General features: G+C 44.7%; 9 protein-coding genes. 1 reads left to right on the forward strand and 8 read right to left on the reverse strand.

Annotated features, from left to right (window positions below):
- The first annotated feature begins 342 nt into the window (after positions 1-342).
- Entirely contained in the window at positions 343-777 is a 435-nt protein-coding gene (locus ASE55_RS07930) for a hypothetical protein (RefSeq protein ID WP_056217578.1), read from the forward strand.
- A gap of 548 nt (positions 778-1,325) precedes the next feature.
- Here the strand turns inward: ASE55_RS07930 and ASE55_RS07935 are convergent.
- The 8 genes from ASE55_RS07935 to ASE55_RS07970 are packed head-to-tail and all read right to left on the reverse strand — an operon-like array spanning position 1,326 to position 12,384.
- Positions 1,326-2,198, reverse strand: coding sequence for a class I SAM-dependent methyltransferase (locus ASE55_RS07935; protein WP_056217581.1), 873 nt, complete (start codon positions 2,196-2,198; stop codon positions 1,326-1,328).
- 46 nt (positions 2,199-2,244) lie between these two features.
- The gene (locus tag ASE55_RS07940; RefSeq protein ID WP_056217584.1) at positions 2,245-2,502 is read right to left on the reverse strand and encodes a hypothetical protein; all 258 of its coding nucleotides are present in this window, start codon (positions 2,500-2,502) and stop codon (positions 2,245-2,247) included.
- Positions 2,503-2,512: 10 nt separating this feature from the next.
- Positions 2,513-3,742, reverse strand: a complete 1,230-nt coding sequence (locus ASE55_RS07945) for a S8 family peptidase (protein WP_056217589.1) — start codon at positions 3,740-3,742, stop codon at positions 2,513-2,515.
- Positions 3,732-4,202, reverse strand: a complete 471-nt coding sequence (locus ASE55_RS07950) for a hypothetical protein (RefSeq protein WP_056217592.1) — start codon at positions 4,200-4,202, stop codon at positions 3,732-3,734. Before ASE55_RS07950 ends, ASE55_RS07945 begins: the two co-directional genes overlap by 11 nt.
- A 4-nt stretch (positions 4,203-4,206) precedes the next feature.
- Positions 4,207-7,281: a type 2 lanthipeptide synthetase LanM gene (gene lanM, locus ASE55_RS07955; protein WP_056217594.1), complete on the reverse strand. Its 3,075-nt coding sequence runs from the start codon at positions 7,279-7,281 to the stop codon at positions 4,207-4,209.
- Complete coding sequence (locus tag ASE55_RS07960; RefSeq protein ID WP_056217597.1) at positions 7,244-8,674, reverse strand: radical SAM family RiPP maturation amino acid epimerase; 1,431 nt, start codon at positions 8,672-8,674, stop codon at positions 7,244-7,246. Before ASE55_RS07960 ends, lanM begins: the two co-directional genes overlap by 38 nt.
- A gap of 11 nt (positions 8,675-8,685) precedes the next feature.
- A complete protein-coding gene (locus ASE55_RS07965) occupies positions 8,686-10,122 on the reverse strand; it encodes a SagB family peptide dehydrogenase (RefSeq protein ID WP_185116283.1) in 1,437 nt (478 codons plus the stop codon).
- 21 nt (positions 10,123-10,143) lie between these two features.
- Positions 10,144-12,384, reverse strand: coding sequence for a TOMM precursor leader peptide-binding protein (locus ASE55_RS07970; protein ID WP_056217602.1), 2,241 nt, complete (start codon positions 12,382-12,384; stop codon positions 10,144-10,146).
- Positions 12,385-12,572: the final 188 nt, after the last annotated feature.

Here is a 12,572-nt window from a genome sequence, read left to right on the forward strand (position 1 = left end):
AAAATATTTAACAGAATCTTTTTTTTTAAGGTTTAACGTTCAATTTCTTGTGTTATCTGAATTTGATACAAATACGTTTATTTTTATATTTAAATCACGAATGTGTCAGGAACCGCGAAATGATCACTTTCTTCGGACGCGCTTCGGTAATCTTTCGGAAAAACTTCCTTTTTCCGAAGCAGACTTTCGAAGGTGATCCGAAGGAGATCTGAACACCCCCTCTTTAATACCTGTTAAACATCTGTAATTACGCTGGCATATATTAAACTGCTATAATGCATTATTTTAAGACCCTCTTTATGGCACTTGTATTGTAAATAATGGTATATTAATTCTATTCCTATGAAAAAACTGATTTTAACGGCAGTATGTATGGTTGGTTTATCAGCCTGTGATCAATCTGCTAAAATAACAGAGAAAAATATTAAGAATGAGAAACAAGCTGTGGGCTCCGATAAAGATGACCACGGATGCATTGCCTCGGCAGGACAAACCTGGAGCGAACTGAAACAGGATTGTATCCAGGTTTTTAATGAAGGATTCCGGCTGAACCCTGTAGCTCCTCAAAAAGACGCAGCAGTAATCAGCGCATTTATCTTATTGAGTGATGACCAAAGCAAACTGGAACTTTTTTTGCCTGATCAGACCGATCACCATACGATTATTTTGAATAAAGATGCTCAGGGTATGTATCAGAATGATCAATATACCTATGATCCGGATAAGTCTGTTCTCTATGTCCAGGGTATAGAAAAATATAAAGGTAATGTAGAATAATGCCAAATATCCCACTCCACTTTCTCATTCCTTCCTGATAGGGATTGAAGCTGCATTTCACCTCAAAGTCCTGCTTTTCAGGATTGCCCATAAATTCCACAATAATGCTTTTTGCATTCACCCTCACCTCTTCCCGTATTGTCGCTTTAAGTTTCATTGATCATTTTTTTAAAGCTATTGTTGTAATGCGACAAAAGGTGTGGTGTTTTTGGTCTTTTAGAATTTAAAAAATTAATAAAAGATTAAGGGTAAGAATTTGAGATCATATTTCAAATAAAAGTCAGGTTTGGATATATCATTCAAATCATTATTAGAAATAACAGAAAAGAAAAAGTTTGAACTCATTCATAAAAGATGGATTATCGAACTTACTTTTCATGATTTAATAACGACAGTAGGCTATGCATAAATTACGAATTCCTGATGGGAACTTCTGAAAATACAATCAAATTATCTGCTATAAGATTATTATTGAATGAAATCTAAATAGGCCCTAAGTGTTCAATTTGCTCCGAAATCAGCGGTCAATTCAACTGAATTAACATATATTAAAGAGGTAAGCTGTTTTTCTGTACTGAACACACCAACATATTGGCTTCAAAAAGAATATTGCCTCCAGTTTTAAAACCGGACAAAAGCGAATAAATATGTTGTTCCCTTTCCTGGCATTCATCAGGTGAAAGTGCAGACAATAGTGTATTGATTACGGGATTGCTGTCTTTGAAAAAGGCCCACAATTCCTGTTCGTTCCCTTCCCAGTTCAAGACTGTTTTTCTTTCCGTTACCAGAAGATTCCTGACAGGCTTGTTTTTGAACAATGCCTTAAGCGACCGGCTGTCAGAAAACATAAACGGATCCTGGCCGTCTGGATATTTATGGTCTTCCATAATGAATGTGTCCTTGACGAGCCGGAATAACTGGTTATCCCCGGTCCAAGTTGTGATTATCATATGTCCTCCCGGTTTGAGTACGCGCAAAAACTGGTCGATGGCCTTTGATGTATACTTGATGTACATCAGGGAAAAAAAGCAGGTAAGCAGGCCAAAGCTGTCATCAGGATAATCCAGTGCTTCTGCGGCACATACTTTGAACGAGATATGGGGAAGCTTTTCTTCCTGCGCCAGCAGCCTGGCAATTTCGATTGATTCTGCAGCAATATCACAGGCTTCATAACGGCATTGCGGCCAGGCCTTCGCCAAATCGAGTACTGGAGTTCCAGTTCCTGTGGCAACGTCAAGGGCAGCAGCCGGCAAAGGCATGTTTTGCATCAATCCCTGAATGGTAAGACAGGCGTCTTCTGTCCATCGGGTAAGATAGGCATGCCATCTAATCCAGGGATCCGAAGTCTTGGCTATGATGGCTGCCCTGCGCGCCATCTGTACAAACTGGTTGTCAAGGGTTAATTTTTCACTGTTATCCATAATAGCTGCTGCCCGTTTTGAGCCGGGTAATGGGAATTATTCAATTTTACAACAAACGGTTCGGTTCAATCTTAAAATCCTGATCGGTAAGTGATGCTATTTCCACTATTGCTTTATGCCAGATTTCTTCCGGTGCATAAATAACCAGTTGACCCAACATTTGTAAATGTTCCACTTGTATGTTCATTTCTTCCAGTCGGTTTTTTAATGCTGCGAGCCGGTCTCTGCCTGCTCCCTCTGTATCCGCCACAAGCGATTGGGCATCTGACAAACTTACTAAAAAACTGATTCCTTCTTTTTTCATGGCCTTTTTTTTAGTTGATTAAATTTATCCTGCCTCTGCCGGCCCGCTCTGCATCCTGCAAAGGTACTACCATATTAAGCAATAATTCCTTGAGCTTCAGCGGCTGCGTGATCAGTTCGGGCTGCCGTTCAAGCAATAGTGCCGCTATCCCTGCTGCTACCGGCGAAGCCATTGAGGTGCCGCTTTGTTTGAAGTATTGGTTCCCAGGTCCTGACAGGCTGGAGTACAGCCAGACGCCCGGAGCACTGATGTCCGGTTTGTTGATATTGCCTAACTGGGCTACTGTGCCCCAGGAGGAGAACGAAGCTACCTGATCATTTTCGTCTAAAGCACCAATACCCAGTGTCAGGTCATAATTTCCAGGGCTTGAATCGCTGTTTTTTCCTTTACTTCCGTTATTGCCTATTGCTGCAATCATAAGAGTGCCGGGATCCGTAAGTGCCATGTCCAGTGCACCGTGCAGGTAATCATTAAAACCGGCTGCAGATTCTATGGAGGCATTAATCAGATGTACTCTTCCCGCCTGCGTATCATTATCACGGCCCTGTTCCAGCAGGTAATTCAGACCGCCCAGTATTTGCGCCAGGTATCCTGCTGTGCCACCGCGTTCGGTAAGGCATGCTGCTACGGTTAGCGAAGCATCCGGCGCTACCCCTGCATTTCTACCGGCCAGAAGGCCGCACACATGAGTACCATGGGTACCGTAGTCTTTTGGGATTGTGCCAACAAGTTTACCTACACTGTCAAACTCTGCAAATTTTATCTGCTTGCCGGCAAACTCCTGGTGACTTGCATAAATTCCGCTGTCGATTACGCCTATATTGATATTCCTGCCGGTAAGGCTCCCATCCAGGTTAAGTTTTTTCTTGTGCCAGAATTCCGGTAAGGTTGCCTTTGACTCCAGCGATATTTCTGCAGGTGTAACCGATGCCACTTCTACATTTTCCCTGATCGTGGCATCAAAAGCATTTTTGAAGTAAGATTCATCTATCTGCTCTTCGTCAATAATAAAAGTGCAAAGATTGGCAAGGGCATGATAGACACCCTGCGACCTGGATTCAGTGAGCTGTGATCGCATTTTTTGTTGATGTGGCGCATTTTGAATAAGATCATGAATATGGGCGGTTTTACCCTTTGCTGAATAGAGATTGAGATGAGGTCCGGCCCTCCTGAGTCTTTGTTCCCTGGACTCCAGATCCTGCAAAAAGGCTTTGGATGGAATAACGATTTTAACTGCCATAGCTATTGATTTTGGGTCTGGTATCCCTGATTGTGATTACAGTATTTTTCCCTCTTAGTTCCTGCGGATCGAGCTGTATTATACCCATTGGATGCTTAGGCATATACGCCGGCAGGGGAATATAGAAGGCCCAGATAAAGGTGAGCCCTACCGGGCCGCTTAACTGATCGTCGCTAAGGAGATGCGTGACACGGAAATTCCCACCCGCATTCCCTTTCCGCGGCTGCATATCATATAATAGGTGCTTTTCTGCAGATACCAGGCCACATTCCAGCTCAAGGTTATAGCTGATGTCCCAGGTAACAGCCGCTTTATCCTGTGTATCAAGGTCATCCTGGTGTTTTTCAACAGAGCAGGCCGGCAGGTTAAAAGGGAAATAGTCGGCCGGCCAACGGAAATAATCTTCCCAGTAAGGGTCCAGGCCAACAATTGTTTTTGCTTCAGTATTTATGTGTATCATTTTGCTATAGATTTTTGAAAGAATTTAAACGACGGAAGGAACCAAACTTCCCGGCCTGGTCTAACCTTAAGAATAAATGGCATAGTGCACCTGTTCCATGAATAACGGACAACAAGTGTATATCGGAAGCCCAGCTATCAGCAAACCATTGGCCTGTTTGCTCTTTCCTGGAGACGATCGCTGCAGCAAAATACATTGCCTGTACGAGGTATTGTCTGTCACCGGTAATATCAGATAGATTTAGTGCCAGCTCTGCATAATCGATCAGCTGTTGTACTGTTAACTGCCGGATATCCCGGGACAGGCATTCAGCATATACATCAGCGCTGTTTTGATCATACCTGTATTCCAGGGCTGTAAATAAAGTTCCCATATCCAGGTCTTGCCCGAATGAAAAATTATCAGATCGACCATTCATGATCTGGTGAAGATAGTTGTATCCGGGCTTTAATGAAGGCAACACCTCCAGCGGTCTTGCATATCCCGGAAAAATGCCTTTGGATTCGAAAGAATGCCGGCTAAGTTCCGCGAGTTCCGCGGCCGGTTTAAGCCCGTGAAGACTGAACAGCAACCCGGAATAACCACTGATGAAATCCTGGGAAGTATACTGCCTGAGTTGCTCCAGGGGAATTGCATCTATGTAAAGTTGTAAAGCGTCCCTGGCTTCAGCAGATTGCAAATGCCGGGCGGCATATTCCAGAGCGATAATCTGGGAGCCGATGCCTGCATAAGCGCCAAGTAATAAGGGTTTGTCTGTAGTGCCCCATACCAGGTCCAGATGATTGAAGTTGGAGATAGAATTTTTTACTACGGATAAAGTGGAGGCCAGACTGCCTAATGCATATGTTTTATAATCGGCCAGGCCATATGCCCGGTAAAGATCGGTAAACATCATGCTCAGTCCGCAGGTACCTGATAGCAGATCGGGCTTCAGTACCTCCAGCATATAAGTACCGATATGTGGCTGGTAATCCAGGCCTATCCAGGCCATATCGCCCTTCGGGTTTTTGATAGCATGATTCATGATCAGGGAGGCACAAGCTTTTGCCTGCGCAGCCCAGTCCTGAATTGGAACTTGTCCGGTTGTTTCTTTATAGCTGCCTACCGGCGCTGCATGATCCCCGCAATAAAAGGTGCTGGCAACGATCTGCTGATGTTTTTTGATGTCGAAAGAATCGATCGAGCGTAAACGGGCAATCATCATGTCCAGGGCGCTGTGGTCAAAATAGTTAAGTAGAACGGTATTCACTGCCAGTTGTGTGCTGCCGCCGACAGCAGTAAAAAGCGGGATGTCCAGGTGGCGCATCGACGCAATCTCGCTGGCGAGGACGGTTGCTTTTTCTGGGTTCAGTTTATTGTCTTCCCATACTTCTTTGAACAGGGAAAATAATGATTTATCCCTGATAATACCACCAACCATGTTTTGCGAATGCGTAGAAATTTTGATAATACGCATATAAGTCCAGGTATCGCGGTGGATATACCGCAGGAGAGCGTCCGAGAATTTATTAAGACAGCTGTTTTCCGCCAGCAGCTTATCTTTTAAGTGTACCAGAGCATGATTCATCTCTGCATAACCTTGTTGGAACACCTCCATATAATCTGAGGAAAGGGCAAACACACCTTTGACACTCGGCAGGTAATCGGTTTTTTCCCAAGTAATATACCCCGCATCCGATTTCTTGATACCTATGCTGATATTGTTATCAGCAGCCAGCGAAAGTTTGAAAGGGGAAGAAAAGGGTTTGATTGAAGCCAGGGTACCCAGATCTTCGGCTTTTACGCCCACGCCTATCGGCGTAGGAAAAGAAATGATGCCGATCTTGATCACGGACTCTTCGATTTCCTGTAATGCTTTTTGCTCTGATGGTAACAGGTCTTTACCTGCTTCTTTTATATGCTGAATCACCATTTCCAGATCGACAAATACAGGTTGATCTCCGTGTGCTACTAAGTTATCCAGCCAGAAATCCCGGGCGCCGCACAACTGGAATAAACGGGTAAGCATCCCCATCCGCCGGAAAAAAGCCGGGAACTCCGAAGTATCACTGCATTCCTTATGGGTAATAAATTCTTCCCAGGTATAGTTGCCCATTACCGCTATCCTGCGCGTGGCCAGGTTCAGGGGTAATACGGTATTCAGTTCTTTGACCAATCCAAAAAAATCATTGGCGATCTGTAAATTCTTGGGTTTGTAAACCAATTTCCTGCCGCCTGAAAAAGTAAGTAATGCAACCGATCTTCCGTTGCAATGCACATCACCAGCATCTCCGGAATAATCGATAAGCAGCCCGAGCTCATCTTTATTGAAGAAGGTATTCGCGATCATCTCCCTATCCCGCGATAAACGTTCTAAAAACTCGGTTATACTATCGGCCCAATTGGTGTAGGCCACGGCTAATAACCGGCCAAGAACAGGATAATTTTCGATACGTTGCAGCCATGCCTCAAAATCTGCCAGGTCTGCTGTTTTATCGCCAGTGGCAAATGAAGGAATAATACTGTTGAGATAAATCTCGTTATCCAGTACAGAAACAGAAAGCGTAACCAGCCTCCGGCCAATAGCCTGCACCATCTGTGCGCCTGAATGGTAAGTGATCCCTAAACCAAGCCTGTCCGATTCGGCAATAACATGTGCTTCCGCCATTTTAACGAAGGGAAGCAGAATACGTTCCACGGAGTAATCCTGCTTATCCCCGGTGTGAGGCAGGGTACAAAAACCGGACAGGTTCTGAAATACTTTTTTTAGTGCCTTGGCCCAGTCCGGCAATAAATCCGGATCGTTAACGATCACATCCGACTGAACTGCACTTAAGAATATGGTTTTATCCCAACCCATGAATCGCAGAAACGCATCTAATTTGGCCACATCGCCATAACCTACTATATCTGCCCACTCCTTCGCTATGTCCGGTGTAGGACCTTGTATCCTTTCCAAACATGTAAAGGCTTTACCTTCCATCAATTCATCAATAGAACAGGCAGTTGCAATAACCCGGTACAAACGCGCTGTTATTGTTGCAGAGGGTGATATTATTTCGTTAACATCCATAAAAGAAGCCTTTTTTATAAAGTTCATTAATTAATAAGTCCGATTCTTGCGGTGAGATTGAAAAGTTAGCCGCCGCGTGCTGCCGGATATCGGTAAGTCTGACCGGAACTTCGGTTATATGCCTTACCAGATAATAAAGGGATGGATTGGCCGTTTCTTCTATAATTTCCTTCTGATTAAAACGTCCTTTTATTTCAATACGATCCGGCAACACACTTATATCCAACCAGGGATGGAAACGGAGGATGTCGTTGTCCTCTAGCTTCTCCTTAAAATATTGTATGCTCCATGACTGCAGGATCATTTCCAGTTCGGCTGCATTTTCATAGATTGCCTCGGCAAATATAATATAGCCCAAAGGCCATTCATCAGATGCCGTGGTGGGGCTTATCAGCTGTATCTTCCTGCTTACCGCGTTAATCAGGAAGCCGGTTACACAGCAAATGCTGCCATTGGCATATTCTTCCGATTCAGCATAGTCGGAGTTAAAACGATGCCAGGGGGCTTTGCGTAGCTTATTGTCTTGCTGAGATAGGATCTCCGGGCGTTCCAACGCTTTCTTTCTGAAATTGCCGGCATTACCGTAAGCAAAGCTGGTATTCATATTGAGAGCCAGACATTCCACTTCAGCAAGCTCTTCGGCGCTAAATGCTTTATGGACTTTACTCATAATGCCCAGCGAGGTGAGAGAAAACCGGTTGAGCCAGCAGCCATGGTCTGCGGAAAGCTCAATAAAACGGCGTATGCGTTCTGTATCTTTATGAGCTACCGCCGTAGTGGTAGGTGGGAAAACCCCGCATGCTTCATAAATATCAAGGCAGAATTTTTCATAATCAGGGTTGTCAAAAGGTTCAGTGGCCCAGTAAAGAAATGTAGATTTCATGGCGTCGCCAAGGAAAGAATGCATGGTATCGAGCAGCCTGAGCCACTCTTCGCGGTTGTCTTCATAATTATAGTTTTCTTTAAAGCTATCCGGCGATAGGGCACAAAACCAACATCCTACAGAGCATCCCTGTGATAACTCGACCGTCATGGAGGAGTGAATATTGGTATCCGTAAAAAAAGGCCCGAGATCAAATCGCTGACGCGCGATCTGCCTGTTCCTCCAGGCAAGCATGCCGCGATCCCTGGGCAGGTTCTCAGACAGGTAAAACGACTGAATGAGATCCTGCTTGCTCTTCGATATCTCCCACATGGTTTTCACCGGTTGCGGCAACTCTGTTATCCGTTCATCAATCATGTATTTTATCTCATCAGGCGTTACCGGTATGGCGTGCTTTTTCAGTGCCTCAGTTGTATTGTTGATCAGGTCCTGTTTGAAATCGGGGTCGGCCGACCAACGCTCAAAAAATCTCTTTAAACCTGCATAACGATGCAGATTATCATGATAGCTGTTTCTATAGTTCAGGCTTTTTTGCATGTTTTTCTAATTTATTGATGGTTTCCTAAAATAAATTCTCCAACAGAGCTCTCCTGTAAAACCGTTTTTTTGGTAAGCCTGCCGAATGTCTCAATATTACCGTTGCCTATCGCACAGGCGCCCAGGCCGAGGTCGGTAGCGACAAGGTATAGGGTCTGGAAAACTACACCGACATTTTTCAAAATTGCAGCGTAAGCCATATTTTCATATTTCCAGAACATACGCTCGAAATCGGCGGCGAAGGTAATAACAGCGGGAGGTAGATGCTCACTGCCGGTACAGGCCCTCGCATACCACATCATGGTGTCGGTATCCTTATTTTTACGCTGCAGCAGGCATAACTTATGCTCAAAAGCATTGTATTGATAAAATCCTGGTTCAAGCCCTTCACATTCATAAACGGTTATGTAAAAGGTAAGCTCATACATACTGCCCCCCGAAGGATAGGGCGCACTTAATGTTTCTATTTCCTCGGTATTGCCTGCCGCATTTGCTACCGCATATGGTTGGCTGCCCTTGATACGCAGGCACCGGTACAACAGCATGCTAAGCAACTGGAGATCGAGCCCCTTAAAGGCCCGGGTAGAATGTCTTTGTCCCATACAGTGATCCAGTGACTCTGATAAGTATATTTCTTTCGGATCCGGTACCGACAGGTAAATTTCCGCCAGTGCCCCTGCTTCGCCCCTGCTTGCCTTCTTGGGAGGAATACGATTTATAAATCGATAAGTCGCTCCCAGATTGTAATTTTGTCTTCCGTAACGGGTGCGGGTATGAAACAGCAGGTCGTGAAAGCTCCATAATTCCTCTGGGGACGGCATGTTGACAACAGGCTCAAATTCCAGGAATTCGCCTGTATGCAGCAGGGTAATAAAAGTTTCCAGGATAGACGTATTGATGTGCTGTTCTCCGATTAATGCCCCCTTTGTAGTAAAAGTTGATAATAGCGAAACAAGCCCCAGGATACGCTGATCATAGATAATGATCCTGGCCTGGCCAAGTGCTGATTCCAATAGAAAATGCGCTCCCTCCCGGCGGATAAAAGCAAACTTTGAAAGCCGGAATTGTTGGGAGATCTGATCCGTACAAAAACCGGTGGCGCCGGTCATCTGTTCGTAACTGCAGAAAACGGTATTGTTGTCCATCAATGTGTAAGCCAGGTAACCCGCTTTTTCCAGTCTGTCGAGGTGCAGGTTGAGATAGTTTAGCCCGTTATAGCCCTCTTGTTCAAAAGCAATGCTGCCCAGTTCTGTTTTTGTATATTTATTATTTTCCAGCAGCTTTAACGCAGTACAGGTAGAAGGACGGAGATTTTCGATCACGAAAAAATTTCCCTTATTACTAAATAGCAGACCATCTTGTCCTTTTACCTCGATCCGCGTGTCCTGTTTCAATGAGAGCTTAAGCAGGTTAAGCTCCGTTGATTTCTTTGCTGTATTATTTTCCATGGTCATCTGAATAACGGTTGATTAAATAAAGATGGAAATCGGGTTCAGTTCCGACTCGTTTAAAGGGGCCGGAAGCCAGCCCATTTTTACAGGCACATCGTATAAACGGCCACTGGCATACCTTGCCCAGAAGTGACGTAAGCCCGGCACAACAACCTTTACCACATGTAATCCGATGTCTGGCCTGGTTTGGTCGAGGATGTGCATATCGAGTCCCATCTTTTTTACAACCGCAACACAATATTCAAGGTCATTTTTTATATCTGTAAATCGGGGAACTGTAAAGCTATCCGCAGTGCTTTTCGGGTGTCGTATATCAGGCAACAGGTAAGGCTGGTTTTCCAGGTTTGCCGTTTGCCACCAATGTACGGTTTCCGGGTCATCGTATCGATATTGGCCCGGTGGCAGGCTTTCGTCCATAGAGGGCATCATTTGGTTCAGTTCGGTCAGCGCCCGGCGTAATGCTATGCTTGGATCGAGGTGCGCGGCAGGGGCAAATACAATGTCTTGGCAGATGGTACGGTCGTTGCGGGCAGAGATGGCAATAAACGCAGGAATACTGCTGTCGCCGGTAAGATCCAACACCCACATATCACGGTTCCTGCTTTTGTGATAAGCCTTAAGTTTAAGGGCATAGTCGTCGTTAAAGCTTTCCAGATCAAGTTCTGGCATCTTCAGCCTGTTATACCACCATATTGCTACACTATCTCTTTCTATAAGTTCCATAAAGCCCTGTAGTACTGCTTCTTCGAGCGTATTACCTGCAGCACATCCATTTGAATCCGGTGCGCAGAAGAAATGTTCCCCACCGTTATCCGGGTGGCTGTAATAACAGTAAGCGGTAGGCAGGTATACGACTTCATTTCTTGTAACGGACCATAGCGGGCTCCATTCGATAACTGCATTTTCGTCCAGAGGCAGTGGCACTACGTTAAAAAAACTTTCGCGGGCATTCCACAGTTCCATATCAGCTACTTGCTTTTTACTGAAAAGCATACAGTCATTAGGATGGATGGCCTTATCACCAAGGGTTTTAAAACTGGTGAGCTGGCGTGGCTCGTCTCCCCTGTAAACGCCTGAGTAACGTTCAATGGCTTCGCCGATTGCACTGACTTTAGCTTGAATCTCCGTAACGCCTTTGCCGCAACTGTTGCTTCGCAGGTTCTTTCGCAACGATTGCAGGTTATTGGTCTTTATCGCCATATTCTGCCCAGAAATAAATACATGTTGCAGTACGTCATCTCCGTTTGTAATACGTTCCAGCTTATTGACAATGCCAGTTATCGGACTGATGAGGTGTTTAAAACGGTTGTAGGTTTCTTCAGCGGTTACGGATCGGTGACCGCCGTCGATAAAGCTTTTCGGACTGGATTGGAACTGAATATTTTCGGGTATCCTGTCTGTATCAGGTGTGCCGCACACTCTACATTGCGGTCTCCGCACAACTACGTGTTTATTGGTTTCCAGTGTTCCGTAATGAATCGTCACCATTTTATTTTCCAATTGCTCATTATGGCCCAGCACGATAAATTTCAAAAGCTCAGTCAATGCCATACTGAGACTTGTTTCTAGTGTTGAAGGTAAACTGCTGGCTGCAACCAGAGGGGTATTAATTTTACCGGTTTCTTTCAGGTAGACTTCAACATCACGGTTGGCTATAAGGCGTTGTATCAGACAGTCGAAACATGCAGTCTTGCCAGGCCTGAATATGGGGCCAAGCCAGATTTCTATTCCATTAGGTTTACAAATTAGGAAAGGAATGTTTTGATGCCATAAATCCCTGGCTTTTTCAAGAACGCCATCCTGAAGGTAGTCATCCGTTAATATTACGGCAAAATTTTCCGCTTCCCCGACAACAGGAAGTGCTCCAGCATCCAGCTGCCTGATAAAATTGCTACTTTCGGCGGTACCATAAGTATAGATACGGACACGGGCCCGTTCTTTATTCCTCTGTACTACAGCCTCTTCTACACCGAGAGAACTCCAAAATGCAGATTCGGAAACTTTTAGTTTATGATTGGTTTCAAAAATATATTTTTTTTCTTCCAGTACAGACAGTACATACAAAACCTGCTGTGCCTCAACCACACCATCGAGATGGTGAATAATGTCGTCCACACTTTTTACACCGTCCAGATACTTCACTACCTGGATAAGCGACTTGCCGGTCAGTAATTGCTGGCCGAATTCCGAACTGAGAATAAGCTTGTCTTCTTCGACAACTATCGGGTGTATATGATCTTTAAATTTCAGGATACGCATGCGTGATCTCTTTTAATTAGGATGAACGATTTTTAGGGAAATGGTACAGGACAACTAAAAACAGCATTTGGCTTATCAGAAATCCAGCCCAATCATTAGGGATAAATCCGGTATAACGGGAACCAGGTAGCCCGGTTCCCGTTTTAACCGGGCATTTTGGAATAATCTTATCTAAACCGGCTCATTAA

The sequence above is a fragment of the Chryseobacterium sp. Leaf201 genome (assembly GCF_001421435.1).
Classification (GTDB): Bacteria; Bacteroidota; Bacteroidia; order Flavobacteriales; family Weeksellaceae; genus Chryseobacterium.

Excerpts from the sequence above, each read along its gene's own strand:
- lanM (WP_056217594.1), bottom strand. The coding sequence starts at position 7,281 with ATGAACTTTATAAAAAAGGCTTCTTTTATGGATGTTAACGAAATAATA.
- ASE55_RS07960 (WP_056217597.1), bottom strand. The coding sequence starts at position 8,674 with ATGCAAAAAAGCCTGAACTATAGAAACAGCTATCATGATAATCTGCAT.
- ASE55_RS07930 (WP_056217578.1), top strand. The coding sequence starts at position 343 with ATGAAAAAACTGATTTTAACGGCAGTATGTATGGTTGGTTTATCAGCC.
- ASE55_RS07935 (WP_056217581.1), bottom strand. The coding sequence starts at position 2,198 with ATGGATAACAGTGAAAAATTAACCCTTGACAACCAGTTTGTACAGATG.
- ASE55_RS07940 (WP_056217584.1), bottom strand. The coding sequence starts at position 2,502 with ATGAAAAAAGAAGGAATCAGTTTTTTAGTAAGTTTGTCAGATGCCCAA.
- ASE55_RS07970 (WP_056217602.1), bottom strand. The coding sequence starts at position 12,384 with ATGCGTATCCTGAAATTTAAAGATCATATACACCCGATAGTTGTCGAA.
- ASE55_RS07965 (WP_185116283.1), bottom strand. The coding sequence starts at position 10,122 with ATGGAAAATAATACAGCAAAGAAATCAACGGAGCTTAACCTGCTTAAG.
- ASE55_RS07945 (WP_056217589.1), bottom strand. The coding sequence starts at position 3,742 with ATGGCAGTTAAAATCGTTATTCCATCCAAAGCCTTTTTGCAGGATCTG.
- ASE55_RS07950 (WP_056217592.1), bottom strand. The coding sequence starts at position 4,202 with ATGATACACATAAATACTGAAGCAAAAACAATTGTTGGCCTGGACCCT.